We start from the raw sequence: 26,235 nt of genomic DNA, 5'->3' as shown, positions 1-26,235 counted from the left end.
CGAGGCACGCCATCCGCCGCTCGTTCCTCGCGGCTCCCGCCAGGCCCGACCAGCCTCTCGACACGGACCCTCCGGCACGCCCGCTTCGTCGCCTCGCGGGTGCCAGGCCTGCTCGACGAACCAGTCCTCGTGCCAGGGATGGCGCGGGGGAGCAGCTCCGGGCGCGCGGCTGTCCCGTCGTGCCTGCGGGGGAGTGTCCACGCCCCGTGAGATGGTGACGGCGTGCGTGTGCTGGGGGTGGACCCGGGACTGACCCGGTGCGGTGTCGGCGTCGTCGACTCGGCTCGAGGCCGGAAGGCTGTGCTGGTCGACGTCGGGGTGCTGCGCAGCGACCCGGGCACCAGCGTGGACCTGCGGCTGCTGGCGATCTCCGAGGGGCTCGACGCCTGGATGGACCGGCACGTGCCCGACGTCGTGGCCGTGGAGCGGGTGTTCGCGCAGAACAACCGGGGCACCGTCATGGGCACCGCGCAGGTCGCCGGGCTGGCGATGGTCGCCGCCGCCCGCCGCGGGGTGCCCGTCGCTATGCACACCCCGAGCGAGGTCAAGGCCGCCGTCACCGGCTCGGGGCGGGCCGGCAAGGAGCAGGTGCAGCGCATGGTCGCGAGCATCCTCGGCCTCGACGACCTGCCAAGGCCCGCCGACGCGGCCGACGCGCTCGCCCTCGGCGTCACCCACCTGTGGCGGCCCGCCGGGGCGCTGCAGGGCGGCGAGCGGAACGAGCTCACGCCCGCCCAGCGGGCCTGGGCGGCCGCCGAGCAGGCAGCGCGCCGCGGGTCCCACCGCGGCGCCCCGGCGAGCACCGGCCGCTGACCGCCGCGCGCCCGTCCGAGGCCCGCCCCGACGGCCGTGTCCTGGCCCCGCCTGTCGGCACCGGTTGTTAGAGTGACGGCTCGCACGGGTGTTCGACGGAAGGACCAGCGGTGATCGCCTCCCTGACAGGCACGGTCAGCCACGTGACCCTGGAGCGGGCCGTGCTGGACGTCGGCGGCGTCGGCTACCTCGTGCACGCCACCCCCGGCACCCTCGCCGGGCTGCGCGTCGGCGAGCGCGCCCAGCTGCACACCACCCTCGTCGTGCGCGAGGACTCGATGACGGTCTACGGCTTCGCGGACGCCGACGAGCGCGAGGTCTTCGAGACCGCCCAGTCGGTCTCCGGGGTCGGGCCGCGCATCGCGCTGGCCATGCTCGCGGTGCTCACTCCCGACGCGCTGCGCCGTGCCGTGGCCGAGGAGGACCTCGCGGCGCTGCGGCGGATCCCCGGCGTCGGGCCCAAGAGCGCGCAGCGGCTCGTCCTCGAGCTCGGCGGCCGGCTCGGTGCGCCGACCGGGGCCCCCGGCACGGACGGGACCCCGCCGTCGCCCGAGACGCCTCCCGGCGCGGGCGACCCGGGCCGCGAGCAGGTCGTCGAGGCCCTGGTCGGGCTCGGCTGGGCCGCCAAGGTCGCTCAGGACGCCGTCGACCGGGTCCTCGCGGACCGCCACGCCGGCGACCAGGACGGCACGTCCGGTCCGGTCGACGTCGCCGCCACGCTGCGCGCCTCGCTGCGTGCCCTGGGCGGGCACCGTGGTTGAGGACGCCGGCCCAGACCCAGCAGGGTACGGGGGAGAGCGGATCGTCTCCGGCGCTGCCGACGACGTCGAGCGCGCGGCCGAGGCCGCGCTGCGGCCCAAGAAGCTGGACGATTTCGTGGGCCAGCAGGTGGTCCGCGACCAGCTGTCCCTGGTGCTGCAGGCCGCCATGGCGCGCGACGCCGCCCCCGACCACGTGCTGCTCTCCGGGCCCCCCGGGCTCGGCAAGACGACGCTCGCGATGATCGTCGCGGCCGAGCTGGGGACGTCCCTGCGCGTCACGAGCGGACCCGCGATCCAGCACGCCGGCGACCTCGCCGCCGTCCTGTCCTCCCTCGAGGAGGGCGAGGTGCTCTTCATCGACGAGATCCATCGCCTCGCCCGCCCCGCCGAGGAGCTGCTGTACGTGGCGATGGAGGACTTCCGGGTGGACGTCGTCGTCGGCAAGGGTGCCGGGGCGAGCGCGATCCCCCTCACGCTCCCGCCGTTCACCGCCGTCGGCGCCACCACGCGCTCCGGGCTCCTGCCCGCGCCGTTGCGCGACCGGTTCGGCTTCACCGGGCACCTGGACTTCTACGAGGCGGCGGAGCTCGAACGGGTCATCCTGCGCTCGGCCGGGCTCCTCGGCGTCGAGATCGCGCACGGCGCGGCGCACGAGATCGCCGGCCGCTCGCGCGGCACCCCTCGCATCGCGAACCGGCTCCTGCGGCGCGTCCGCGACTGGGCGCAGGTGCGGGGCGACGGCGTGCTGGACCTGCGGGCCGCGCGGGCCGCGCTGGAGGTCTACGAGGTCGACCCGATCGGCTTGGACCGCCTCGACCGCGCCGTCCTCGACGCCGTGTGCCGGCGGTTCGCCGGCGGTCCCGTCGGCCTGACGACCCTGGCCATGACCGTCGGCGAGGAGCCGGACACCGTGGAGACCGTCGCCGAGCCCTACCTCGTGCGCGAGGGCCTCCTCGCCCGCACGCCGCGGGGCAGGGTGGCCACGGCCGCGGCCTGGCAGCACATCGGCATCCAGCCGCCTCCCGGGGCGTGGGGCGTGCCCGCCGCAGGCTCGCTCTTCGACGCCGCCCCGAGCCCGTCCCCGGACGCCTAGACTGGTCGGGTTCCGGCCCACCCGTGGGCGGGGACGGAACCCGACGGGCGCACGGCTCGTTGGGGCCCGTACGCGCACGACCTGCGCTCGGCGCGCCGCCCTGGCGTGCCCCGACGCTCGCCCGCTGGCCGACACCGGGCGAGCAGCGACGACAGACAAGGACGGACCGTGGACCCCACCCTCATCATTCTCTTCGTGGTGCTCGCCGGCCTCATGTTCTTCATGAGCTCGCGGACCCGCAAGCAGCAGCGCGCACAGCAGGAGTTCCGCTCGCAGCTCGCTCCCGGCCAGGAGGTCATGACGGGGTCGGGCCTGTTCGGGACCGTCGTGGAGATCGACGAGGCGAGCGACACCGTCACCATCGAGTCCACCCCGGGCAACCAGACCCGCTGGCTCCGCGCGGCGATCGCCAAGCGCGTCGACACGCCGGCCGAGGAGGCCGACGAGGTCGCCGACGAGACCGACGTCACAGAAGAGGGCTCGAAGACCGGTACGATCACCCCCGGCGACGATCCCGTCGACGTCCCCGACGACCTGTCCTCGCTGGACACCGCGCAGCGCGTGTACCGCGAGCAGCAGCGTCGGGACGACGACGAGCCCGGCGCCGGCAAGTAGCGGAACGCGAGGGCGGCGCACGAGGCCGTCCGCACTGACACCGCGCCGGTCGGGGTGACCCGGCCGGCGCCGCACGTGCCCGCCGCGGCGGGCACGCACACGGGAAGAGAAGAAGTTGGCCAACTCACGCACGAAGCGCTCGCGTCCGGTACGCACGCTCGTCGTCTTCACGATCCTGACGATCCTGCTGCCGTTCGTCGCCCTGGCCGCCGGGGTGTACTTCGACGGCAAGTCGGACGACAACCCGGACGGGGCGAGCTTCGCCCCCGGGCTGGCGCTGGACCTGCAGGGCGGGACGCAGATCATCCTCGAGCCCGTCACCACCGACGGCTCCGAGATCACCGACGAGACGGTGCCCGAGGCGATCAACGTCATCCGGCAGCGCATCGACTCCTCCGGTGTCGCCGAGGCGGAGATCACCAGTCAGGGGCAGAACAACATCGTCGTCGGGATCCCCGGTGAGGTGGACCAGGAGACGATCGACCTCGTCGCCCAGCCGGCGCAGATGCGCTTCCGCCCCGTCCTGACGTACAACGTCGGGACCCCCACGCCCGAGCCGTCCGCGGACCCGTCCACCGAGCCGAGCGAGGGCGCCGGCTCCGGCGACGGGAAGGACCAGTCGAAGGGCGACGGCTCGAACGACAAGGCGTCGAACGACGAGGCGTCGGGCGACGACGTCGACTCCAGCCCCAACGGCAAGGGCGCGGGCGGGCCGATCGTGGCCGCCACCGACGACGCCACCCCGGAGGCGACCGCGACGGCGACCGGGACGGGCGACGCGCAGGACGCGACGCCGTCCCCCGAGCCGTCCCAGGGCTCCGGCGACGCCGAGGCCACCGACCCGAGCGACCTCGCACAGATCACCCCCGAGGTCCAGCAGGAGTTCGAGGCGCTCGACTGTTCCGAGGAGAAGAACCTCGTCGGCGGCGGCGGGGACGACCCCGACAAGGTGCTCGTCACCTGCTCCGAGGACGGCTCGCTGAAGTACATCCTCGGGCCGATGGAGGTCGACGGCACCCACATCGCGTCCGCCAGCTCGGGCCTCGTGCCCGGACCCAACGGCACGGTGACCAACGAGTGGGGCGTGATGCTCGACTTCGACTCCGAGGGCACCACCGAGTTCCGCGAGACCACCGAACGCCTCATCACCCTCGAGCCGCCGCGCAACCAGTTCGCCATCGTGCTCGACGGTCTCGTGGTCTCCGCCCCGCAGGTCAACGACCCCATCACCAACGGTCAGGCGCAGATCTCCGGCAGTTTCACGCAGGAGACCGCCGCCACGCTCGCGAACCAGCTGAGCTTCGGCGCCCTGCCGATCGCGTTCGACGTGCAGAGCCAGGAGCAGATCTCCGCGACCCTCGGCTCCGAGCAGCTGCGCAACGGCCTGATCGCCGGCCTCGTCGGCATGGTGCTCGTGGTCGTGTACTCGCTCTTCCAGTACCGGTCGCTGGGCCTGCTGACGGTGGGCTCGCTCGTCGTGGCGGGCGCGATCACCTACCTGGCGATCGCGCTGCTGTCGTGGACGATGGGCTACCGGCTGTCCCTCGCGGGCGTCGCCGGACTCATCGTGGCGATCGGCTTCACCGCGGACTCGTTCATCGTGTACTTCGAACGCATCCGCGACGAGATCCGGGACGGGCGGACGCTCTCGTACGCCGTGGAGCGGGGCTGGAACCGCGCTCGACGCACGGTCCTCGCCGCGAAGTCGGTCACCCTGATCTCGGCGATCATCCTGTACTTCCTCGCCGTCGGCGGCGTGCAGGGCTTCGCCTTCACCCTCGGGCTGACGACGATCATCGACGTCATGGTGGTCTTCTGGTTCACGCACCCGATGATGGAGATCCTCACGAAGATCCCCTTCTTCGCCGGCGGCCACCGCTGGTCCGGCCTCTCCCCGGAGCGCCTGCGTGTCGGCAGCGGCCCACGGTACGTGGGCGCCGGTCGCGTGCGGACACCCGAGCCCGTCCCCGCGGGGCCCGCCGCACCGGCGGGCGTGCCCTCGACGCCGGCGGAGCCGGCCGACGAGCCGGCGCGGGAGCCCGCCACGGCGTCCGTGTCCGGTCCCGCACCGGGCACCGCGTCCGGCACCGCACCGCGGACGGACGCGAGCGGACGACGTCTGACCATCGCCGAGCGTCGGGCCGCGGAGCGCAAGGCCGCCGAGGCGGAGGCGGCCGGCACGCCGGCCGCCGACGAGCCCACGACCACCGAGCCGGTGGCCGTGGACGAGAACGAGGAGAGCCGCTGATGGCGGGCATGACCTTCGCCCAGTGGGGCAACGACCTGTACACCGGCCGCCGGTCCTACCCGATCGTCCAGCGACGCAAGCGCTGGTTCACGATCGTGGGCCTCCTCGCGATCGCGTCGATCCTGGTGCTGGGCATCAAGGGGCTGACCCTCGGCATCGACTTCCGCGGCGGCAGCGAGTTCACCGTGTCCGGTGTCTCGACCACCGACCAGGACCCCGCCGTCGAGGCGGTCCAGGAGGTGCTGCCCGGCGAGGAGCCGCGCGTGGCCGTCGTCGGCGGCAGCGCGGTGCGGGTGCAGACCGAGCAGGTCACCGGGGACGACGAGACCGCCCTCGTCGACGCGCTGGCAGGCGCGTACGACGTGGAGCCTTCCGCCGTGTCGACGTCGTTCGTCGGCCCCACGTGGGGTGCCGGCGTCTCGACGCGGGCGCTGTGGGGCACGGTCGTCTTCGTCGTCGCCGCCGCGCTGTTCATGGCCGTGTACTTCCGGGCGTGGCGGATGTCGGTGGCGGCCATCGTCGCGATGCTGTCCGACCTGCTGATCTCCGCCGGCGTCTACGCGCTCATCGGCTGGGAGGTCACGCCGTCGACCGTCATCGGCTTCCTGACGATCCTCGGCTTCTCGCTCTACGACAAGATGGTCGTCTTCGACAAGGTGCGCGAGAACACCGCGGACCTGCTGACGCAGTCCCGCAGCACGTACGAGGAGCGGGCCAACCTCGCGGTCAACCAGACCCTGGTGCGGTCGATCAACACGTCCGTCGTGGCGCTCCTGCCCGTCGCGGGGATCCTCTTCGTCGGCGCGCTGTGGCTGGGCGCCGGCACGCTGCGGGACCTGTCGCTGTCGCTGTTCGTCGGGATCGCGGTGGGCGCGGCGTCGTCGATCTTCCTGGCCACCCCGCTGGACGTCGCCCTGCGGGCACGGGAGCCGAAGATCGCCGCGCACACGCGCTCCGTCCTCGCAGCCCGCGCCGAGCTCGCGGCCGAGGGCGGGCACGAGGCCGAGCTCGCGGCGTCGGCGACCGGGTCGGCGCAGCTGATCCCTGGCAGCCACCAGGGGCAGGGTGCGCAGCCGCGACGCCGGCGCGGGAACTGACGGCGTGGCCGAGCCGATGGCGCACGACGACCGCGCAGCCCCCACGGCCGACGACATCGCGCTCGACGCGATCGTCGGCCTGGGGGAGGGCCGGGCCGCGGAGATCAGGGCGCTGATCCGCGACGTGCCGGACTACCCGCACCCGCCGGTCGTCTTCCGCGACATCACGCCCCTGCTCGCCGACGGGCCCGCGCTGGCCGACGTCGTCGAGGCGTTCGCCCGCCTCCACCTGCCCGGGCCGGACGGGACCGAGCCGCTCGACGGGCGGGTCGACGTCGTCGCCGGCATGGAGGCGCGGGGGTTCCTCCTGGGTGCCCCGCTGGCCACCAGGCTCGGCGTCGGGTTCCTGCCGCTGCGCAAGGCCGGCAAGCTGCCCCCGCCGGTGGAGCGCGTGGACTACGCCCTCGAGTACGGCTCGGCGGCGATCGAGCTGCGCACGGGAACACTGCGCCCGGGCTCGCGTGTTCTCCTGGTGGACGACGTCCTGGCGACGGGCGGCACCGCGGAGGCCGCAGCCGAGCTCGTGGAGCGGTCCGGAGGACGGGTCGTCGGCCTGGCGTTCCTGCTGGAGCTCGCGGGCCTGCGGGGACGCGACAGGCTCGCCGGACGGACGGTCGAGGCCCTGTTGCGCGTAGGGACGTAGACTTGCCGTCCCGGACGTCGAGCACGCCGCGGTGGCGGAAGGAGGCGCTGATGAGCGACGAGACGAAGGTCGCGCGCGCTTCCGACTCGCAGACGCCCGCGGCGGGCTCGCGGTCCGGTGGCTCGGGCGCCTGGATGCGCAACCGGCTGGTGCGTCTCGGCGTCCGCGGCGCCCCGTCCACGACGCCGGCGCTCGAGCCGGTGCTGCAGGCGGTGCGCACCAACCACCCGAAGTCCGACCTGGCGCTCCTGGAGCGCGCGTACGCGACCGCGGAGAAGATGCACCGCGGCCAGCAGCGCAAGTCCGGTGACCCGTACATCACGCACCCGGTCGCCGTGTCGACCATCCTCGCCGAGCTGGGCTTCGAGGGCACCACCATCGCCGCGGCGCTGCTGCACGACACGGTGGAGGACACCGACTACACGCTCGACACGCTGCGCGCGGAGTTCGGTGCCGACGTCGCGCTGCTCGTCGACGGCGTCACCAAGCTCGACAAGGTGAAGTACGGGGACGCGGCGCAGGCCGAGACCGTGCGCAAGATGGTCGTGGCGATGGCCAAGGACATCCGCGTGCTGGTCATCAAGCTCGCCGACCGCCTGCACAACGCCCGCACCTGGAAGTACGTCTCGGGGTCGTCGGCGCAGCGCAAGGCGCGCGAGACGCTGGAGATCTACGCCCCGCTGGCGCACCGCCTCGGCATGAACGCCATCAAGTGGGAGCTGGAGGACCTGTCCTTCCACACGCTGTACCCCAAGGTGTACGACGAGATCGTGCACCTGGTGGCGGAGCGCGCTCCGGCGCGCGAGGAGTACCTGTCGGTGGTGCGCGAGCAGATCACGGCCGACCTGCGCGGCGCGAAGATCAAGGCGACCGTGACGGGCCGGCCCAAGCACTACTACTCCATCTACCAGAAGATGATCGTGCGGGGCCACGACTTCGCGGAGATCTACGACCTGGTGGGCACGCGCGTCCTCGTGGACTCCGTGCGCGACTGCTACGCCGTCCTCGGCGCGCTGCACGCGCGCTGGAACCCGGTGCCCGGCCGGTTCAAGGACTACATCGCGATGCCGAAGTTCAACATGTACCAGTCGTTGCACACGACGGTCGTGGGCCCGGGCGGCAAGCCGGTCGAGATCCAGATCCGCACGCACGACATGCACCGGCGCGCGGAGTACGGCGTCGCGGCCCACTGGAAGTACAAGGAGATGGCGCGCTCGGGCCAGTCCGACGACCCGCGCGCCAACGACATGGCCTGGCTGCGCCAGCTCGTGGACTGGCAGCGCGAGACCGCGGACCCGAGCGAGTTCCTCGACTCCCTGCGCTACGAGATCGGCGGCGCGGAGGTGTACGTGTTCACCCCGAAGGGCGAGGTGATGGCCCTGCCGTCGGGGGCGACGCCGGTCGACTTCGCCTACTCCGTGCACACCGAGGTCGGGCACCGGACGATGGGCGCGCGGGTCAACGGGCGGCTCGTGCCGCTGGACTCCCCGCTGCAGAACGGCGACACGGTGGAGGTCCTCACCTCCAAGGCGGAGTCCGCGGGCCCGTCGCGTGACTGGTTGGCGTTCGTCAGGTCGCCGCGGGCGCGGAACAAGATCCGCCAGTGGTTCACCAAGGAGCGCCGCGAAGAGGCGATCGAGCACGGCAAGGACGCCATCACCAAGGCGATGCGCAAGCAGAACCTGCCGATCCAGCGCCTGCTCAGCCACGAGGCGCTCGTCGGCGTGGCCTCCGACATGCGCTACGCCGACGTCTCCGCCCTCTACGCGGCCGTCGGCGAGGGCCACACGTCGGCCCAGCACGTCGTCGACACCCTGGTGAAGTCCCTCGGCGGTGCCGAGGGGACCGAGGAGGACGCCGCCGAGGTGGCGCGACCCGGGCGCCCGGTGCGTCGTGGTCACACCGGGGACCCGGGCGTGGTCGTCAAGGGTGTCGAGGACATCTGGGTCAAGCTCGCCAAGTGCTGCACGCCCGTGCCCGGCGACGACATCGTCGGGTTCGTGACCCGCGGGGCGGGCGTGAGCGTGCACCGCGCGGACTGCGCCAACGCCGAGCAGCTGACGCTGGCCCAGCCGGAGCGCATGGTGGACGTCGGCTGGACGACGGGCGCCAACACGATGTTCCTGGTGCAGATCCAGGTCGAGGCGCTGGACCGGTCGCGGCTGCTGTCCGACGTCACCCGGGTGCTGTCGGACCTGCACGTGAACATCCTGTCCGCCACGGTGTCGACGACGACCGACCGGATCGCCATGTCGAAGTTCGTGTTCGAGATGGCCGAGCCCGCGCACCTGCAGCAGGTGCTCGCGGCCGTGCGCAAGGTCGACGGGGTGTTCGACGTCTACCGGATCACGGGGACGAAGGCGGCGGAGGTCCATCAGATCCCCGAGGCGCCCGGAGCCCCGGCGGGCTCCCGTAACGGCGCCGGCGAGGGCTGAGCGCCCGCCTGAGGTTGCGGAGGTGCGGCGCGGTCCGCCGGAGTAGGTTCGCCGCATGACGTTCCCGCTCGAGCCCCCGATCCTGCCGATGCTGGCCAAGTCGGTGCCCGACGTGCCGGACCAGCCGGACGACGGCGCCGGCTGGGTGTACGAGCCCAAGTGGGACGGCTTCCGCGCCCTCGTGTTCCGCGACGGCGACGACGTGCGGATCGACTCGCGCAACGGCCGCCCCATGCAGCGCTACTTCCCCGAGGTCGTCGACGCGGTCCGCCGCGAGCTGCCGCCCCGGTGCGTGGTGGACGGCGAGATCGTCGTGGCCCGGCCGGGCACCGGCGACGGCGGCGCCGCGGCGGCGCACCTCGACTTCGACGCCCTCGGGCAGCGCATCCACCCCGCGGACTCGCGCGTGCGCCTCCTGGCCGCCGAGACGCCCGCCAGCCTGGTCGTCTTCGACGTCCTGGCGCTGGACGGCGACCTGACGGACCGCCCGCTGCGTGAGCGGCTCGACGCGCTGGACGGGTTGCGCCTGGCCGGCCCGCACGTGCACGCGACGCCGCGGACGACCGACGCCGAGGTGGCCCGTGACTGGTTCGAGGCGTTCGAGGGCGCGGGTCTGGACGGCGTCGTCGCCAAGCGCCTCGACCAGGAGTACCAGCCGAACAAGCGCGCGCTGCTCAAGGTCAAGCACGCTCGCACGGCCGACGTCGTCCTGGCGGGGTTCCGGCTGCACAAGACCTCGACGCCCGAGCGGCCCCTGATCGGCTCGCTGCTCCTCGGGCTGTACCGCGACGCCGAGGACGACGGGGACGGCGCTCCGCGGCTCCAGTTCGTCGGCGTCGCCGCGTCGTTCCCGGCCGCGCGCCGCGCCGCGCTGCACACCGAGCTCGCGCCGCTCGCCGTCGAGCCCGGGACGGCGGACGCCGCCGCGCACCCGTGGGCCGACTGGCAGGACCCCGCCGTCGCCGACGGGAGCGCGGGGGATCGGCGGCCCGGTGCCCAGTCGCGCTGGAGCGCCGGCAAGGACCTGTCCTTCACGCCCCTGCGGGTCGAGCGGGTGCTGGAGGTGGGCTACGACCACATGGAGGGCGGCAGGTTCCGGCACACGGCTCAGTTCAAGCGGTGGCGGCCCGACCGGGACCCGGCGTCGTGCACGTACGCGCAGCTGGAGGAGCCGGTGGGCTACGACCTGCAGGGCCTGCTGCCGGGGGCGCCCGGTACCCGGTGAGGCCGCGGGCCGCCGGGGCTCCGATGAGTCGGGACGCCCGGGGCCGTCCTCAGGGGATGGGAACACTCAGGTACGGACTGATGAGCTGCTCGCTCGACGGCTACGTGGCGGATGCCGAGGGCGGTTTCGACTGGGGCGCCCCGGACGAGGAGGTGCACGCGTTCATCAACGGCCTCGTGCGGGACGTGCGCACCTTCGTCGTGGGCAGGCACATGTTCGACACGATGCGCGTGTGGGACACGTGGCCGTCGGGCCAGAGCGCGGCGGAGGACGAGTTCGCCGAGATCTGGCGCGGGATCGACAAGGTCGTGTGCTCCGACGGCCTCGACCCGTCGGCCGTCGTCGACGCGCCCCGCACGACGCTCGAGCCACGGCTCACGGCGGCCAGGATCGCCGAGATCGTGGCGGCGACGGACGGCGTCGTGGAGGTCTCCGGCCCGACGACGGCGGCCGTGGCGCTGCGGGCGGGGGTCGTCGACGAGATCGCCGTGCGCATCGTGCCGGTGGTGGTCGGGTCGGGGCTGCGGCTGCTGCCGGACGGCATGCACGCCTCCCTCGACCGCGCGGAGTGCCGGCCGCTGTCCGACGGGTCGGTGTTCCTGCGCTACACCCGCCGCTGAGGCGTCGTGGGCGCGGGACCGGCGCCGGTCTCCCCAGGAACGACGCCGACCCCGCGCCCACGACGGTGTGAGGGGGCGCTCAGCCGCCGCCCTTGCGGTCCCGGTCCCGGCTCGGCTGCACCCGCTTGGGCTCGCCGGGCTGCTTCGGGTACTCCGGGGGGTAGGGCAGGTCGCCCAGGCCGTGCTCCTCCTCGTCGCGGCGCGCGAGGGCGAGCGCCGCGTCGAGCGAGCAGTCGAGGTCGGGGTCCCGGTCGGCGCGCAGGGGCGCGAAGAGGTCGCCGCGCTCCGCGAACCGCTCGGGCACGGTGGTGACGTCGAAGTCGTCCGGGTGGACCTGGTCGACCTCGTCCCACTCGAGCGGTGTCGAGACGGTGGCGCGGCGGTTGGGGCGCACGGAGTACGCGGACGCGATGGTGCGGTCGCGTGCCATCTGGTTGTAGTCCACGAAGATCCTCTCGCCGCGCTCCTCCTTCCACCACTTCGTGGTGACCCGGTCGGGGAGGCGGCGCTCCAGCTCGCGGCCGATCGCGATCGTGGCGCGCCGGGCCTGCTGGAACGACCAGCGGGGCGCCAGGGGCACGAACACGTGCAGACCGCGGCCCCCGGACGTCTTCGGGTAGCCGACCAGGTCCAGCTCGCCGAGGAGCTCGCGCAGGTGCGGGGCCACCGCCGCCGCGTCGTCGTAGTCGGTGCCCGGCTGCGGGTCGAGGTCGATGCGCAGCTGGTCGACCGCCTCCACGTCGTCGCGCCGCACCGGCCACGGGTGGAACGTCACCGTGCCCAGGTTCGCGGCCCAGGCGACGACGGCGAGCTCCGTGGGCGCGACCTCGTCGGCGGTGCGCCCGCTCGGGAAGGAGATCGTGGCCGTCTCGACGTAGTCCGGCGCACCCCGCGGGACGCGCTTCTGGTAGAAGGCATCACCACGGTTGTCCGCCCGGGTGGCCATGACCGCGCCCTCGAAGACGCCCTTGGGCCAGCGCTCGAGCGTCGTGGGGCGGTGCAGCAGCGCGCCCAGGATGCCGTCGCCGACAGCGAGGAAGTACTCGACCACCTGCAGCTTGGTGATGCCGCGGTCCGGGAACACGACGCGGTCCGGGCTGGAGACCCGCACGGGTCGCCCGGCGGCGTCGACCTCGACGGCGTCAGCGGTGGGCATGGCCTCAACCTAGAGCAGGTCGTCGGCCACCGCACGCAGGACGTCGCGCGCCCGCGGCCGCCCGACGGCCCGGACACGGCGCTCGAGGCGCCGGCCGACGTCCGCGAGCTCGACCCCGCAGGCCCGCACGAGCGTGCCGACCCGTCGCGCGGCATCGTCGGCCGGCACCACGTGCAGGGCGAGGTCGACGGCCGTACGCACCGGGTCGGTGACCCGCACCTCCGCGAGGTCGACGACGTCGTCGGCGAGGAGCGGCGACTGCCAGCACAGGCCCTGGCCCCAGACGGCGGGGCGGTGCCCGCCCGCGCGGTAGGTGAGGTCCAGGCGGCCACCGTCGTCCGCGGCGGGGCCGGCGTGCACCCAGGCCGCGGTGCGCGCGGCGACGACGGCGCCGGACGGCACGCGGGCGCGGAGCAGACTGGCGCGCGTCGCGGGGCCGGTCGGGGCGTCCACGACGACGGCGGCGTCCTCGTCACGGCGGACCACCTCGAGGACGCCGTCACGCACCAGCACGCTCCACGCGGCGCGCCCGCCGACGTCGCGCGGGCGCACGACCCTCGACCGCACGTCGGGGCGCGGCGGGACCTCGAGCAGGTCGCCGAGCCGGCGCGCCGCGGGCGGATCGGGACACGCGACAGCGGCGGTCGGAACAGGGATCGGCTCCACGCCCGCGAACCTACCCGGCGCCGGAGCCGCGCGTGCGGGCCCTGTGGACGGCGCGGGACGGCGTGGGCGAGGCCCGCCACCGCACGACCTTCCCGGATACGCGACGGGGGCGCCGGGCCTGTCCGGCCCGGCGCCCCCTCTCGCCGCACGTCAGCCGCGGGTGTCCTCCGCGGCGCGCACCACCTGCTCGAGCCAGGAGCGGCGCGCCTCGATCGCGGTCTCGAGCTCGTCGACCCGCCGGGCGTCGCCCGCGGAGCGCGCGCGGTCGAGGTCGGCCCGCAGGCCCTCGATCGCGGTCTCGAGCTGGGCGGCCGCGCCCTCGGCACGCGCCCGGGTCTCCGGGTTGGTCCGGTCCCAGCGCGCCTGCTCGGCGTCGCGCACGGCCGACTCCACCGCCCGCAGCCGGCCCTCGACCCGCTGCAGGTCGCCACGCGGCACCTTGCCGGCCTCCTCCCAGCGCTCCTGGATGCCACGCAGGGCGTTCTTGGCGGCCGCGAGGTCGGACACCGGGAGCAGCGCCTCGGCCTCGGTGAGCAGCTCCTCCTTGACCACGAGGTTCTGCGCGTACTCGGCGTCGATGGCGGCGTTCTCGGCGTCGCGGGCCCCGAAGAACGTGTCCTGCGCGGCGCGGAACCGTGCCCACAGCGCGTCGTCGTCCTTGCGGTTGGCCCGCCCGGCGGCCTTCCAGCGCGCCATGAGGTCCCGGTAGGCCGCCGCCGTCGCGCCCCAGTCCGTGCTGTGCTGCAGGGCCTCGGCCTCCGCGACCAGCTTCTCCTTGGCGGCCTTGGCCGCCGCGTTGCGCTGCTCCAGCTCGGCGAAGAAGTGGCGGCGCTCGCGGTCGAACGCGGTCCGCGCGTGGCTGAACCGCTTCCAGAGCGCCTCCTCGGTCGGCCGGTCGATGCGCGGGCCGGACCGCTGGGCCTCCTTCCACCGCTCCAGGAGGGAGCGGAGCTCCTCGCCGGCGGGCCGCCACTGCATCTTGGCGGGGTCGGTCGCCGCGATCTTCTCCGCGGCCTCGACGATGCCGGTCCGGGCGTCGACGGCCTCGGCCTTCGCGGCGGCCCGCTCACGCTCCAGGGCCGTACGGCGCTCGGCGGCGGCGCCCCGCAGGGTCTCCACGCGCGAGCGCAGGGAGTCGAGGTCCCCGACGGCCGCGGGCTCGGCGGTCTCCTCGGTCAGCTTGGCGAGCGTCTGGTCGATCTCGCGCACCGACAGGTCGGCGCTGGTCAGCCGGGTCTCGAACAGGCCGACCTTGGCGACCAGGTCGAGGTAACGCCGCACGTACAGGCTCATCGCCTCGCGCGCGGAGACCCCCGGGAACTGGCCCACGGCCCGTTCCCCGGACGCCTCGCGCACGTAGACGGTGCCGTCCTCGGCGACACGGCCGAACTCCTCGGCAGCGGCCGTCTCGGCGGCGTCGTCCACGACGGGCGGCACGGGCACCGCGGGCGGGGCGGGCGGCGTGCCGGGCTCGGCGGCCGGCGACGTAGCGGCGGGGGCCGAGCGGGGGGAGGGGCGGCGCAGGGCCGACGGCTTGGGCGCCCCGGCGAGCGCGGACGGCTTCGGGACGCCCGGCTTCGGGGCGGCCGGCCGGGGCGCGGCGGACCGAGGTGCCTGCTCCGGCGCGGCGGGCGCCTCCGGCCCCGACGCCTCCTCGGGCGCGGGGGTGGCGGCCTCGGGGGACTCCTCGGGAGCGGGCGCCTCCGGCTCTGTCACGGCAGCCGCGGGCGTCTCCGGCTCGGGCGCCTCCGGCACCTCGGGCTCGGCGGCTCGCGGGCCGGGCGCGGGCGACGCAGCCTGCTTCGCCTCGTCGGTCTCGGGGGCAGGAGTCTCGGCCTGCTCGGTCTCGGCGGCCTCGGGCTGCTCGGGGCCGGTCGAGCCGGGGGTGCTCTCGCTCACTGGGTCTCCACTCCTTCGATGATGACGGGGCTGGCGGGGGCGCCGTCGCCGGCACCTCCCGCGACGCCCGCGTCAGCGACTGCCTGGACGGCGTCCAGGCCGGACGTGACGGTGCCGAGCACCGTGTACCCGCCCGCGGCGTCGGACGGGATGGTCGAATCCTCGTACACGACGAAGAACTGCGAGCCCATCGACGCGCCGTCGCCGCCGACGCGCGCCATCGCGATCGTCCCGGCCGGGTACACGTCGTCCTCGGGAGCGTTCTCGATCGGGCCGTACGAGTAGCCGGGACCGCCGGTGCCGGTGCCCGTCGGGTCACCGCACTGCAGCACGTAGATGCCCGATGTCGTGAGGCGGTGGCACCCGGTGCCGTCGAAGTAGCCCTGGTCCGCCAACGACACGAAGCTCGCGACGGCCTGCGGCGCCGCGGCACCGTCCAGCTCCACCACGAGGTCGGACTCGCCGGAGCCCGTGCACAGCTGCACCGTCGCGGTCCAGGAGCGGTCCTCCGCCGCGGCCGGGTCGGGCAGCTTCCCGCCGGAGCGGGCCTGCGTCGACGCCGTGGGGCAGTCCGCGGCCGCCGGGGTGGGGGTCGGGTCCGCCGCGCCGCCGAGCCCTCCTGCGACACCGCTCACGACCAGGGTGCCGCCGAACAGGGCCACGACCGCCACGACGGCGACGAGCGCGAACACCCGCCGCCGGCGGGCACGCACCTGCGCCTGCCGCCGCTCCCACTTCTCCTGTCGCTTGCGCGCCTGCTCGCGTTCGCGCTTGGTGGCCGCCACCGTCGGGGCACCTCCTTGGTCGTCCGGTCACCGCACGGCGGATCCGCGTGCGGGGGACAGTCTAAGGCGTGTCGACCTGCCCTCACGGGGCGTCGCGGACCCGTCGCCGGCCGCTACGGTGGCCGCGTGCAGATCCTCCAGGTCGTCGCCCCCGTCTTCGGCACCAACTGCTGCGTCGTCGTCGCGGACCACGACGGCGACGGACCGCGCGACTGCGTCGTGGTCGACGCCGGCGCCGGCGTCGCCGACGAGGTCGCCCGCCTCGTCGACCGTCACGAGCTCGTGCCCCGCGCCGTCCTCGCCACCCACGGGCACGTGGACCACACCTGGGACGCCGCCAGGCTCGCCGCGCGGTACGACGTCCCCGTCCGCCTGCACGCCGCCGACGCCCACCGGCTGGCGGACCCGTTCGGCACCCTCGCGCCGGCGGGCGTCCGGGCCGGCGGGGTCTCGGACGCGCTGGCCGCGGCGCTCGCGGCGACCGGGCGGGACGTCGCGGACTACCGGGAGCCCGCGGTCGTGCGACCCTTCGGCGGGTCCCTCGTCGGCGGGGCGCCGGGCCCCGGCACCCGCGAGGGACTCGACCTGGTGGTGGGCGCGGTGCGGCTGCGGGCCCTGCCGGCGCCCGGCCACACCGAGGGCTCGACGCTGTACGTGCTCGAGGGCTCCGACGGCCCGGGGACGGTCCTGGCCGGCGACGTCCTCTTCGCGGGCGGCGTCGGCCGCACGGACCTGCCCGGCGGGGACCCCGGCGCGATGGCGCGGACGCTGCGCGACGTCGTCGGCGCACTCGACCCGTCGCTGCGGGTCGTGCCCGGGCACGGTCCCGCCACCACCGTCGCCCACGAGCTCGCGACGAACCCGTACCTGCGCGCCGCGCGGCGCTGACCACGCTGAGACCACCGCCGCGTACCGGTCCCCGGGCGGGTTCCCGGACCGACCGTGCGGTCTGGGAAGATGTGCGCATGGCACGCCCCACTCCGCTCTCCGGCTTCCCCGAATGGCTCCCCGACGGCCGCGTGGTCGAGCAGCACGTGCTCGACGTGCTGCAGCGCACGTTCGAGCTCCACGGGTTCGCCGGCATCGAGACGCGGGCCGTGGAGCCGCTCGACCAGCTGCTCCGCAAGGGCGAGACCTCCAAGGAGGTCTACGTGCTGCGGCGCCTGCAGGAGGACGCCGACGACGCGGCCGAGGGGTCGGCGCCGCAGGACAAGCAGCTCGGCCTGCACTTCGACCTCACGGTGCCGTTCGCCCGCTACGTGCTGGAGAACGCCGGCCGGCTCGCCTTCCCGTTCAAGCGCTACCAGATCCAGAAGGTCTGGCGGGGCGAGCGCCCCCAGGAGGGCCGGTTCCGCGAGTTCGTCCAGGCCGACGTCGACGTCGTGGGCGCGGGCGACCTGCCGTACCACTACGAGGTCGAGCTGCCCCTGGTGATGGCGGACGCGCTCGCCGCGCTGCGCGACGTCGGCGTGCCGCCCGTGCGGATCCTCGTCAACAACCGCAAGGTCGCCGAGGGCTTCTACCGCGGCCTCGGGCTGGAGGACGTCGAGGGCGTCCTGCGCCAGGTCGACAAGCTCGACAAGGTGGGGCCCGAGGCCGTCGCCGAGCTGCTGCAGGCCGAGCAGGGCGCCACGCCCGAGCAGGCCAAGGCGTGCCTCGAGCTCGCCGGCATCTCCGGCGACGACGCCTCGGTCGTCGACCGGGTGCGGGCGCTCGCCGCGTCGTACGGCGCCGGTACCGACCTGCTCGAGACCGGCCTGGGCGAGCTCGCCGCCCTCGTCGAGGCCGCGGCCCGCCGGGCGCCGGGCGTCGTCGTCGCGGACCTGCGGATCGCTCGCGGGCTCGACTACTACACCGGGTCCGTGTACGAGACCGTGCTGGTCGGCCACGAGCAGCTCGGGTCGATCTGCTCCGGCGGCCGGTACGACACCCTCGCCTCCGACGGCAAGAACACCTACCCCGGCGTCGGGCTGTCGATCGGCGTCTCGCGGCTGGTCTCCCGCCTGCTGTCCGCGGGCCTCGTCACGGCCACGCGCGGCGTCCCGACGGCCGTGCTGGTCGCCGTCACCGACGAGGCGACGCGCGGTCACTCGGACGCGGTCGCCGCCGCGCTGCGTGCCCGCGGCATCCCCGCCGACGTGGCACCCACCGCGGCGAAGTTCGGCAAGCAGATCAAGTTCGCCGACCGTCGCGGCATCCCGTTCGTCTGGTTCCCCGGCCAACCCGGCGACGACGGCGAGGCGGACGGAGCCGACCAGGTCAAGGACATCCGGTCGGGCGAGCAGGTGGACGCCGACGCCGCGACATGGGAGCCGCCCGCCGAGGACCGGCATCCGCGCGTCGTCCCCGCCGGCTGACCGGACCCACGAGTCCTCAGGTCGGCAGTCCGTCCCCGGGTCGGCACACGTGGCTGCCGCCCCGGGGACGGACTGCCGACCTGGCGGCCTGTCGAGCCCTCAGCCCTCGGTGCCCGAGGTCGGGCCGAGCCGGCACTGCGCTCCGGCTCAGCCCTCGATGATCGCGAGGACGTTGCGCGCCGGGTCGCGGAACCACCCGATCGTCGGGCCCCGCCGCGGGTCGTCGCACGGTCGGGATGATCGGTCGGTGGCCCGCCGGAGCGCTCCGCGGGGGGTGTCCCCCGAACAACCCTGAGGAATCCCTGAGATCGCCCCTGATTCGCCCGCTGATCAGTACGAACGGGGCCCGGGCGCCGCTAGGTTGGGCACCGTGAGCGTCTACGTCGTCCTCTCTCGCAGCACCACCGTCCCGTCCCGCCTGATCCGCATGGTGACCCGGGACGAGTTCACGCACGCGGCGCTCGCGCTCGACCCTGCACTGGACCTCATGTTCAGCTTCGGGCGGCGTGGGGTGCTCAACCCGTTCGCGGGCTGCTTCAAGCGCGAGCGGTTCGACGACGCGCTCTACCGCGGCATGGACGAGCTGCCCGGCCTGGTGCTGGAGGTGCCGGTGACCCCGGCGCAGCAGGACGCCGTGCGCGCGCGGGTGGCGGAGATCCTGCTGGACGGTCACACGTACCGGTACAACTTCCCGGGCGTCCTCGCCCGCGGGCGTGTGGGGCGCGAGGACGACCGCCGGTACTTCTGCTCGGAGTTCGTCTACGACGTCCTGCGCGGCGCGGGCGTCTGCGACCTCGGCATGTCGCGGGCGAGCGTCCGCCCGCAGACCCTGCTGGACCTGCCCGGGCGCGTCGTGTTCCAGGGCAACCTCAAGGCGTACCCGCGCCGGGTGGCGACCCCCGCGCCAGTCGCACCGCTCGTGTTCGACGACGGGCGGGTGCGGGTCGCGGCCTGACCCCGCGACGCGCCTCCCGGCGAGCCGGGAGGCGCCGTGGCAGCGTGGGACCATGCCGAGGCACGTCCACCTGCACGTCGGAGCACCGAAGTCGGGCACGACCTACCTCCAGTCGCGGCTGCAGGCCAACCGCCGCTCGCTGGGCCGGCACGGCCTCCACTACCCGCTCGGAGCGCTCGCCGACCCGCGCACGCAGTACTGGGCCGCCCTCGACGTCACGGGCACCGACCACGGCGTGCCCGTGCGGCGCGTCCGCGGCGCGTGGGGCCGGCTGCTGCGACAGGTCCGCCGGACGAGCGGCGACGTCGTCCTGAGCCACGAGGTCCTCGCGAGGGCGACCCGGGACCAGGCGGCACGCGTGCTCGACGACCTGGCGTCCACGGGGGCCGAGGTCCGGATCGTCCTCACGGCTCGCGACCTCGGGCGCGAGCTCACCAGCGGCTGGCAGGAGACCCTCAAGTTCGGCGGGCGGGCGACGTACGCGCGCTACCTCGCCGGCGCGCGCGAGGGCCGGTCCGCCTTCATGGCCGGCTTCGACCCCGTGCGCGTGCTCACCACCTGGGCGCGGGACCTCCCCGGCGAGCGGGTCCACGTCGTCACCGCGCCGCCCCCCGGCGCGGCGCCCGACCTCCTGTGGCACCGATTCCTCGACGCGATCGGCGCCGACGCCGCGTGGGCGCCGCGGGAGGCGACGCTCGCGAACGAGTCGGTCGGCGTCCCCGAGGCGCAGCTCCTGCGCCGGCTCAACCGCCGGCTCGGGCAGGACGCCCGTCGTGGGGGAGAGCTGTCGGGCCTCGTCGACGGCGTGGTCGTGCGCGAGGCGCTCGCGCCGCGGGACTCGCCACGGATCACGCTCGGCCCCGACGACCACCCGTGGGTGGCCGCCCGCAGCGACGAGTGGATCCGCTGGCTCGGCGAGCGGGGCGTGCGGGTGCACGGGGACCTGGAGGACCTGCGCCCCGCGCCCCCGGGCGACGACTGGGTCGACCCGGACGCGCCGCTGCCGCGTCAGGTGACGGCCGCGGCGCTCGACGTCGCGGAGGTGCTGCTCGCCGAGGCGCACCACGGCCGGACCCGGCACCCCGTGCGCCGGCTCCTGGCCCGCCTCCGCTGACGGAGGTCAGGCTCGCCGACGTCAGCGCAGGAGCGCGAGCACGTGGCGGGCCTGCATCTCGGTGGTCCCGGGCGGGTTGCGGCGGTACCCACCGTTCCCCGGCAGAAGCATGGCGAGCCAGAACGTCGCCCACACGGGGCGGTACGCATGCCACCGGTCGACTTCGTCGGGTGACAGCCCGGTCGCATGAACCAGCGCACGCGGATCGGCGAACCTCGCGAGCCGGCCCGCGAGGTGCTCGGTATGGTCCGCGAGCTCGAAGGCGGGGTCCGTGAGCCCGCCGTCCTCGAAGTCGACGAGCCGGCACGTGCGACCGTCCCACAGGACGTTGGCCGGGTTCAGGTCGGAGATGCCGAGGGACACCAGCCGGGGGCTCGGGAGCTCGCCGCCCGCCGCCAGCCACTCGCGCGCGGCAGCGACGGCGGTGCGCACGAGCCCGGCGTCCTGGCACGGCGAGAGGTCGTGCGGGCCGGAGAGCCACCGGCCGAGCGCCCCTGGGAGGGTGGACGGTCCGTACGGGCGCTCACCGAGAGCGGTCTCGCGGACGGCCGCGAGCGGGACCGAGTAGAGCCTCCGCAGCACCCCTCCCAGAGACGCGGTCTGAGGTGTCGTGAGCGGTGCTCCACCCAGGGGCGTGCCCGGGAGCCGCTCCATCACCACGACCGGGGCATCGTCCTCGGTCTCGCGCCGAAGAGGACGGGGAGCGACTCCCGGTGCGTGAGCCGCGAGCAGGGTCAGGCATGTCCACTCGCGGTCGGCCTCCCCGCGCGACCACGAGACGTAGCGCTTGCGGACCTCGGTCTCCCCGACGGTGATCGCGTGGGTGTGGATCGAGGGCGGCACGCACTCACGCTATCGGGGAGGCGTCGTTGACGGCACGTCGAACGCGTGTTCGAATGCGTGGATGAGGTGGGACGGGCAGTCGATCGACGCCGACGACGGGGCGCTGCCGGGGCTGGAGCGGCCCGGGCTCGCGCGCCTGGGGCTGGTGCGCACGGTCCGCACACCGGAGTTCGCCGGCGTGCAGTTCCACGAGGTGATGGCCAAGAGCGCGCTGAGCAAGGTGCCGGCCGCATCGCGCATGCCGTTCCGGTGGACGATCAACCCGTACCGCGGCTGCTCGCACGCCTGCCTCTACTGCTTCGCCCGTCCCACGCACGAGTACCTCGACCTGGATGCCGGCGCGGACTTCGACTCGCAGGTCGTGGTGAAGATGAACGTGGACACCGTGCTGCGCTCGGAGCTCGCCAGGACGTCGTGGCGCCGCGAGCCCGTGGCGCTGGGCACCAACACCGACCCGTACCAGCGGGCCGAGGGGCGCTACCGGCTGATGCCCGGGATCATCGGGGCGCTCGCGGACTCGGGCACGCCGTTCTCCATCCTGACCAAGGGCACGCTGCTGCGTCGCGACCTGCCGCTGCTCGTGAAGGCCGCGGAGCGCGTCGAGATCGGTGTCGGGGTGTCGCTGGCCTTCGCGGACTCCCGCCACGACGCGGAGCTGCAGCAGCGGGTGGAGCCGGGGACGCCGACGCCCCGGGCCCGGCTCGACCTGGTCCGGGCGATCCGCGCCGCGGGGCTGCCGTGCGGGGTCATGGTGGCTCCCGTCCTGCCGTGGCTGACCGACTCGACCGACCACCTGCGGCGCCTCCTGGACGCGATCGCGGACGCGGGCGCGACGGGCGTCACCGTGGTGCCGCTGCACCTCAAGCCTGGTACCCGTGAGTGGTACATGCGCTGGCTGGAGAAGGACCACCCGCACGCGGTGCCGGGATACCGCCGGGTCTTCCGCGGCACGTACGCGCACCAGGAGTACCGGGCGTGGCTGTGGGAGCGGGTGCGCCCGCTGCTGGACGAGCGCGGGTTCGGGGCCTCCGGGCACCGGTCGGGGTCCGGCGCCACCGGCCGGTTCTCCGACGAGCTCCGCGCGCACGACGACGGCGACTATCCCGCGGGCTCGATGGTGGAGCCGGGCCCCGAAGCCGTGCCGGGGATGCCGCGCGACGCGGCGGGCGTGGACCAGCTGCTGTTCTGACTGTCCGACTGCGGGCCCTGCTCGCGGGCGGCCGTCGCGTCAGGCGACCGGGGTGCCCCGCACGATCTCGGTCCGTGCGATCGCGCGGTCACGGACGTCCAGCCGGGCGGCTCGTTCCGGGTCTGCCATGTAGGCGGCCAGCGCGTCCTCGCCGGGCATCTGGATCACCTGGACCTCGGTCGGCAGGTCGCCCGCCGGGGAGTCGGCGCGTACCCGCGAGACCACCCGCCCGCCGTGCCGCGGCACGAGCGCGAGCACGTGCGACTCGTACTCGGTCAGCAGGTCCTCGGCGCCGGGTCGCGCCCACAGCAGCACGCACAGCGTGATCGTCACGGAGTCCTCCCGGGTCGCGGCGTCGTCGAACCACACCTTACGGCGCCACGTCAGCCCGGGGTCAGGGCCGCGGGGCCCGCCAGCCAGCCGCCCCACCACCCGGCCAGGACCACCGCGCCGACGAGTACCAGCGCGCCCGCCCCGGCCACGACGTCGCCGGCCCGCAGCGGCACCGGGTGCGCCACCGTGCGCGGCCCGGCCCCGAGCCCGCGGCTCTCCAGCGCGACGGTGGCACGCTCCGCACGACGGACCGCGGCGACCAGCAGCCCGAAGGTCGCGGCGCCGAGGGCGCGTGGTGACCGGGGCAGCGGCGAGCCGGGCGTCCGACGCGGGTCCCGCACCGCCTGGGCGCACCGGATCGCGTGCCACTCGGCGGGCAGCAGCTCGACCATGCGGTGCGCGGCCAGGACGGCGTACGTGGTCGGCGCGGGCAGCCGGGCGTGCTGGTGCAGGCTCACCATCAGCCGCACCGGGTCGGTCGTCGTGAGCAGCAGCACCGAGACGGTCCCGAGGTACAGCGTGCGGGCCGCGAACGACGTCGCGACCGCGAGCGCCCCGCTCGTCACCTCCACGGGGCCGACGACGGCGAGCACGTCGCCGTCGTGCCGCAGGAGCAGGTTCGCGGAGAACACCGACACGGAGAACGCCGCGAGCGCGAGCTGTGCCCGCGCCACGGTGCCCGCGGGGACGCGGCCGAGCGTGAGCGCGGCGAGAACGGCCGCCACCCACAGGACCGTCGGGGTCACGGGGTCGGTGACGAGCATGACGGCGGCCCCTGCCAGCAGCAGCGTCCCGAGCTTGACGGTCGGGTTCCAGCGCGCGAGCGCCGAGCCGCGGGGTCCTGGGGCGGTGGCCGTGGTGCCGGCGGGGCGGGCGCTCATGCGGGTGCCCCCGTCCGGTCCGGCAGGCCCGAGCGGGCCGCCGCCGCGACGGCCGCGTCCAGACCGGTGAGCAGGCGGCGCAGGCTCGGGCGGGGGCGGGGCCAGCCCGCCCACCGTTCCAGCAGTGGCCCGCGCTCGAGGCCGGCGGCGTCGAGGAGCTCGCCGTCGGCGAGGACGTCCTCCGCCGGGCCGGTCCCCAGCGGCCGCCCGTCGTGCAGGACGAGCACGTGGTCGGCGACGCGGCCCAGCAGCTCCAGGTCGTGGCTCACCACCACGACTCCCGCCCCGTCGTCGGCCTCGGCGCGCAGGATCGCGGCCGTGTCGAGGGTGCCGGCGCGGTCGAGGCCGAAGGTCGGCTCGTCGGCGAGGACCACGTCGGGGTCGCCACCGACCGCGGCCGCGAGGGAGAGCCGCCGCTGCTGGCCGCCCGAGAGCCGGTACGGGGAGCGGTCGGCGAGGCCGTCGAGCCCGAAGCGCCGCAGCGCGGCCGCCACCGCGGCCTCGACGTCGGTGTCGGCGAGGCCGGCGCGGCGCGGCCCGTACGCGAGCTCGTCGGCGACGGTGCGGCACAAGAAGCCCTGCTCGGGGTGCTGGACCGCGAGGGCCGTGCGACCCGCGCGCACCGACCCGCCGGTGGGTTCGAGCCCGGCGAGCCCACGCAGCAGCGTCGACTTGCCGCTGCCGTTGGCGCCGACGACGCCCAGCACCCGGCCTCGCGGGAGGCTCAGGTCGACGCCGTGCACGACGTCGACCCGCCGGGCGCGGGACCACGGGCCGCCGGCCCGCCGCGTGCGGCGCACGCGCAGGCCGCGGGCGTGCAGCGCGAAGCCGCCGTCCGGGCGGCGGCGACGCGCGCCCGGCCGGTACGGGTCGGGTGTCTCGGGCTGCGTGCCGCGGCGGTCGGCGAGGTCGCGGAGCCAGTCGTCGGTGGCGGGGGTGCCGAGCGGCCCGGGCGCGCCCGCGGTCGCGAGGAGGGTGCGGGTCGGCACCCAGCACCCGCCGGCGGCCAGGCGGGCGCCGTGCTCGGCCAGGACGTCCGGCGTGGGCCCGCAGGCGAGCACCCGGCCGTCGGACAGCACGAGGGTGCGGGCAGGCAGCGGGGCGAGCGTGTCGAGGCGGTGCTCGACCACGACCGTCGTCGTCCCGCCCGCCGCGACGTGGCCGACGAGAGCTCCCACCTCGCGGGCCGCGCGGGGGTCGAGCATCGCGGTCGGCTCGTCGGCGAGCAGGACGCGTGGCCGGCCGGCGAGCGCGGCGGCGAGCGCGACGCGCTGGAGCTCCCCGCCGGAGAGCTCCGCGGTCCGCCGGTCGGCGAGACCCGCGGCGTGGGCGTCGGCGAGCGCCTCCGCGGCCGCGGCGGGGATGCGCGCCGCGGGGACCGCGTGGTTCTCCAGCACGAGCTCGACCTCCGCGCGGACGGTGTCGAGGCAGGTCTGGGCGATCGGATCCTGCTGCACGAGCGCGGCGACCCGTGCGGCGTCGAGAGGCCCGCCGGCGGTGACGTCGACCCCGGCCACCAGCGCGGTGCCGTGCACCTGCGCGTCGAGGGTGTGCCCCAGGACCCCGGCCAGGGCGCCGAGCAGCGTCGACTTGCCCGACCCGGACAGGCCGACGACGAGCAGCGCCTCACCCGGAGGCACGCGGGCGCTCACGTCGTCCAGCGCGGGGCGGGCGGCGCGCGGGTACGCCACCGTGAGCCCCGTGACGTCGAGACCGGCGTCGTCGTGCCCGGCGTCGACGCCCGCGGTCGCAGGCTCTTCGGGCTCTGCGGTCCCGACGGTCCCGTGCGCCGTCACGCGAGCCGGCCCACGGCGTAGTTGTCCAGCACGCCGGTGCGCAGCAGGGCCAGGCCGAGGACCCGGGCCGCCAGGCCGGACAGCAGCACGCAGGAGACCACGAGCACGGCGAAGCGCAGCAGGTACAGGTCCTGGCCGAGGTACCCGAACGCGAACGACTGGTAGGCGTAGGTGACCACGGCGGCGGTGACCCCCGAGAGGGCGAACGTGCCCCAGCCCCAGCGGCGGTACCGGGTGAGCGTGAACGCCAGCTCGGCCCCGACGCCCTGCACCAGGCCGGAGACCAGGACCATGGGCCCGAACGGCGAGCCGAAGACGACCAGCTCGGCGCCGGCGGCGAGCACCTCGGCGAGGACGCCGGCCCCGGGGCGGCGCAGGATGAACAGCGCGAGGGGCGCGACCACGATCCACGCCCCGCCCAGGACGGCGTCCGCGAAGCCGCCGAACGGGCCGAGCGCCAGCATCAGCGGCGCGTACACCTGGTCGGCCACCCAGAAGACGAACCCGAACACCACCGCCAGGACGGCCATGAGCACCGTGGCGTGCAGCCCGGAGCGACGGGCGCGGCCGCCCGGACGGTCCGGGCGGACCGGTGCGTCGGGAGAAGGGGCGGCGGGGTGCGGGGCGGTGCCGTGCCCGGTGGGGCGCTCGGTCTGCTGTGCGGTCCGGGGTGCGGTCTGCTTGTCGGTCGGCTCGGCCACGAGGTCCTCC

24 protein-coding genes are annotated in these 26,235 nt (G+C 75.1%); 15 read left to right on the top strand and 9 right to left on the bottom strand.

The features are described from left to right. Positions 1–222: 222 nt before the first annotated feature. The 10 genes from ruvC (at position 223) to EYB28_RS11425 (ending at position 11,550) form a co-directional block, all read left to right on the top strand. Positions 223–813 carry a crossover junction endodeoxyribonuclease RuvC gene (gene ruvC / locus EYB28_RS11470; RefSeq protein WP_166847910.1) on the top strand — a complete coding sequence of 197 codons (591 nt, stop codon included), beginning with the start codon at positions 223–225 and terminating at the stop codon, positions 811–813. A 110-nt stretch (positions 814–923) separates the two neighbouring features. Continuing rightward, positions 924–1,574 (top strand): Holliday junction branch migration protein RuvA, encoded by a 651-nt coding sequence (gene ruvA / locus EYB28_RS11465; protein WP_166847907.1) that lies wholly within the window; start codon positions 924–926, stop codon positions 1,572–1,574. Next, positions 1,567–2,667, top strand: a complete 1,101-nt coding sequence (gene ruvB / locus EYB28_RS11460) for a Holliday junction branch migration DNA helicase RuvB (RefSeq protein ID WP_205710897.1) — start codon at positions 1,567–1,569, stop codon at positions 2,665–2,667. Before ruvA ends, ruvB begins: the two co-directional genes overlap by 8 nt. 168 nt (positions 2,668–2,835) lie before the next feature. Beyond that, a complete protein-coding gene (gene yajC / locus EYB28_RS11455) occupies positions 2,836–3,282 on the top strand; it encodes a preprotein translocase subunit YajC (protein WP_240930514.1) in 447 nt (148 codons plus the stop codon). A gap of 115 nt (positions 3,283–3,397) precedes the next feature. Next, on the top strand, positions 3,398–5,530 hold the full coding sequence (gene secD, locus EYB28_RS11450) for a protein translocase subunit SecD (RefSeq protein WP_240930513.1): 2,133 nt from the start codon (positions 3,398–3,400) through the stop codon (positions 5,528–5,530). Further along, on the top strand, positions 5,530–6,627 hold the full coding sequence (secF, locus tag EYB28_RS11445; protein WP_166847901.1) for a protein translocase subunit SecF: 1,098 nt from the start codon (positions 5,530–5,532) through the stop codon (positions 6,625–6,627). The genes secD and secF overlap by 1 nt, the downstream gene beginning before the upstream one ends. 16 nt (positions 6,628–6,643) lie before the next feature. After that, complete coding sequence (locus tag EYB28_RS11440) at positions 6,644–7,270, top strand: adenine phosphoribosyltransferase (RefSeq protein ID WP_166852235.1); 627 nt, start codon at positions 6,644–6,646, stop codon at positions 7,268–7,270. A gap of 50 nt (positions 7,271–7,320) precedes the next feature. After that, on the top strand, positions 7,321–9,705 hold the full coding sequence (locus EYB28_RS11435; RefSeq protein WP_166847898.1) for a bifunctional (p)ppGpp synthetase/guanosine-3',5'-bis(diphosphate) 3'-pyrophosphohydrolase: 2,385 nt from the start codon (positions 7,321–7,323) through the stop codon (positions 9,703–9,705). A 55-nt stretch (positions 9,706–9,760) separates the two neighbouring features. Next, positions 9,761–10,930, top strand: coding sequence for an ATP-dependent DNA ligase (locus EYB28_RS11430; protein WP_166847895.1), 1,170 nt, complete (start codon positions 9,761–9,763; stop codon positions 10,928–10,930). Positions 10,931–11,010: 80 nt separating this feature from the next. Beyond that, positions 11,011–11,550 (top strand): dihydrofolate reductase family protein, encoded by a 540-nt coding sequence (locus EYB28_RS11425; RefSeq protein ID WP_166852232.1) that lies wholly within the window; start codon positions 11,011–11,013, stop codon positions 11,548–11,550. Positions 11,551–11,629: 79 nt separating this feature from the next. Here EYB28_RS11425 and ligD read toward each other — a convergent pair whose 3' ends face one another. The 4 genes from ligD to EYB28_RS11405 form a co-directional block, all read right to left on the bottom strand. After that, entirely contained in the window at positions 11,630–12,706 is a 1,077-nt protein-coding gene (gene ligD / locus EYB28_RS11420; protein WP_166847892.1) for a non-homologous end-joining DNA ligase, read from the bottom strand. A 9-nt stretch (positions 12,707–12,715) separates the two neighbouring features. Next, complete coding sequence (locus EYB28_RS11415) at positions 12,716–13,372, bottom strand: hypothetical protein (RefSeq protein WP_166847889.1); 657 nt, start codon at positions 13,370–13,372, stop codon at positions 12,716–12,718. A gap of 150 nt (positions 13,373–13,522) precedes the next feature. Next, positions 13,523–15,271 carry a DUF349 domain-containing protein gene (locus tag EYB28_RS11410; protein WP_166847886.1) on the bottom strand — a complete coding sequence of 583 codons (1,749 nt, stop codon included), beginning with the start codon at positions 15,269–15,271 and terminating at the stop codon, positions 13,523–13,525. Next, a complete protein-coding gene (locus EYB28_RS11405) occupies positions 15,268–16,056 on the bottom strand; it encodes a peptidylprolyl isomerase (protein ID WP_166847883.1) in 789 nt (262 codons plus the stop codon). Before EYB28_RS11405 ends, EYB28_RS11410 begins: the two co-directional genes overlap by 4 nt. Positions 16,057–16,182: 126 nt before the next feature. On the opposite strand from EYB28_RS11405, the gene EYB28_RS11400 reads away from it, so the two are divergent. The 4 genes from EYB28_RS11400 to EYB28_RS11385 all read left to right on the top strand — a co-directional run bounded on the left by EYB28_RS11400 (position 16,183) and on the right by EYB28_RS11385 (position 20,482). After that, on the top strand, positions 16,183–16,944 hold the full coding sequence (locus tag EYB28_RS11400) for an MBL fold metallo-hydrolase (RefSeq protein ID WP_166847880.1): 762 nt from the start codon (positions 16,183–16,185) through the stop codon (positions 16,942–16,944). A gap of 77 nt (positions 16,945–17,021) precedes the next feature. Beyond that, entirely contained in the window at positions 17,022–18,413 is a 1,392-nt protein-coding gene (gene hisS / locus EYB28_RS11395) for a histidine--tRNA ligase (RefSeq protein ID WP_166847877.1), read from the top strand. Between the two features lie 370 nt (positions 18,414–18,783). Next, positions 18,784–19,368: a hypothetical protein gene (locus EYB28_RS11390; RefSeq protein ID WP_166847874.1), complete on the top strand. Its 585-nt coding sequence runs from the start codon at positions 18,784–18,786 to the stop codon at positions 19,366–19,368. A gap of 52 nt (positions 19,369–19,420) precedes the next feature. After that, the gene (locus tag EYB28_RS11385; RefSeq protein ID WP_166847869.1) at positions 19,421–20,482 is read left to right on the top strand and encodes a hypothetical protein; all 1,062 of its coding nucleotides are present in this window, start codon (positions 19,421–19,423) and stop codon (positions 20,480–20,482) included. A 21-nt stretch (positions 20,483–20,503) separates the two neighbouring features. Here the strand turns inward: EYB28_RS11385 and EYB28_RS11380 are convergent, their stop codons facing one another. After that, entirely contained in the window at positions 20,504–21,325 is an 822-nt protein-coding gene (locus EYB28_RS11380; protein WP_205710896.1) for a phosphotransferase family protein, read from the bottom strand. 61 nt (positions 21,326–21,386) lie between these two features. On the opposite strand from EYB28_RS11380, the gene EYB28_RS11375 reads away from it, so the two are divergent. Further along, complete coding sequence (locus EYB28_RS11375) at positions 21,387–22,514, top strand: Rv2578c family radical SAM protein (RefSeq protein WP_166847866.1); 1,128 nt, start codon at positions 21,387–21,389, stop codon at positions 22,512–22,514. Between the two features lie 39 nt (positions 22,515–22,553). Here EYB28_RS11375 and EYB28_RS11370 read toward each other — a convergent pair whose 3' ends face one another. The 4 genes from EYB28_RS11370 to EYB28_RS11355 are packed head-to-tail and all read right to left on the bottom strand — an operon-like array spanning position 22,554 to position 26,225. Further along, the gene (locus EYB28_RS11370) at positions 22,554–22,847 is read right to left on the bottom strand and encodes a hypothetical protein (RefSeq protein WP_166847863.1); all 294 of its coding nucleotides are present in this window, start codon (positions 22,845–22,847) and stop codon (positions 22,554–22,556) included. A 50-nt stretch (positions 22,848–22,897) separates the two neighbouring features. Then, positions 22,898–23,728: an energy-coupling factor transporter transmembrane protein EcfT gene (locus tag EYB28_RS11365; RefSeq protein ID WP_166847860.1), complete on the bottom strand. Its 831-nt coding sequence runs from the start codon at positions 23,726–23,728 to the stop codon at positions 22,898–22,900. Then, on the bottom strand, positions 23,725–25,524 hold the full coding sequence (locus EYB28_RS11360) for an ABC transporter ATP-binding protein (RefSeq protein WP_166847857.1): 1,800 nt from the start codon (positions 25,522–25,524) through the stop codon (positions 23,725–23,727). Before EYB28_RS11360 ends, EYB28_RS11365 begins: the two co-directional genes overlap by 4 nt. Beyond that, on the bottom strand, positions 25,521–26,225 hold the full coding sequence (locus tag EYB28_RS11355; protein WP_240930511.1) for an ECF transporter S component: 705 nt from the start codon (positions 26,223–26,225) through the stop codon (positions 25,521–25,523). The genes EYB28_RS11360 and EYB28_RS11355 overlap by 4 nt, the downstream gene beginning before the upstream one ends. Between the last annotated feature and the right edge of the window lie 10 nt (positions 26,226–26,235).

Source organism: Isoptericola sp. BMS4 (genome assembly GCF_011634835.1).
Taxonomy (GTDB): Bacteria; Actinomycetota; Actinomycetes; order Actinomycetales; family Cellulomonadaceae; genus Isoptericola.
Note: the sequence above shows the minus strand (reverse complement) of the source record. Positions and strands in the feature narration are given on the sequence as shown.

What these genes read in the sequence shown, in the direction of transcription:
- EYB28_RS11385 (WP_166847869.1), top strand. Translation starts at nt 19,421, where the DNA reads ATGCCGAGGCACGTCCACCTGCACGTCGGAGCACCGAAGTCGGGCACG.
- EYB28_RS11440 (WP_166852235.1), top strand. Translation starts at nt 6,644, where the DNA reads ATGGCGCACGACGACCGCGCAGCCCCCACGGCCGACGACATCGCGCTC.
- ligD (WP_166847892.1), bottom strand. Translation starts at nt 12,706, where the DNA reads ATGCCCACCGCTGACGCCGTCGAGGTCGACGCCGCCGGGCGACCCGTG.
- EYB28_RS11365 (WP_166847860.1), bottom strand. Translation starts at nt 23,728, where the DNA reads ATGAGCGCCCGCCCCGCCGGCACCACGGCCACCGCCCCAGGACCCCGC.
- EYB28_RS11435 (WP_166847898.1), top strand. Translation starts at nt 7,321, where the DNA reads ATGAGCGACGAGACGAAGGTCGCGCGCGCTTCCGACTCGCAGACGCCC.
- hisS (WP_166847877.1), top strand. Translation starts at nt 17,022, where the DNA reads ATGGCACGCCCCACTCCGCTCTCCGGCTTCCCCGAATGGCTCCCCGAC.
- EYB28_RS11425 (WP_166852232.1), top strand. Translation starts at nt 11,011, where the DNA reads ATGAGCTGCTCGCTCGACGGCTACGTGGCGGATGCCGAGGGCGGTTTC.
- secF (WP_166847901.1), top strand. Translation starts at nt 5,530, where the DNA reads ATGGCGGGCATGACCTTCGCCCAGTGGGGCAACGACCTGTACACCGGC.
- EYB28_RS11430 (WP_166847895.1), top strand. Translation starts at nt 9,761, where the DNA reads ATGACGTTCCCGCTCGAGCCCCCGATCCTGCCGATGCTGGCCAAGTCG.
- EYB28_RS11375 (WP_166847866.1), top strand. Translation starts at nt 21,387, where the DNA reads ATGAGGTGGGACGGGCAGTCGATCGACGCCGACGACGGGGCGCTGCCG.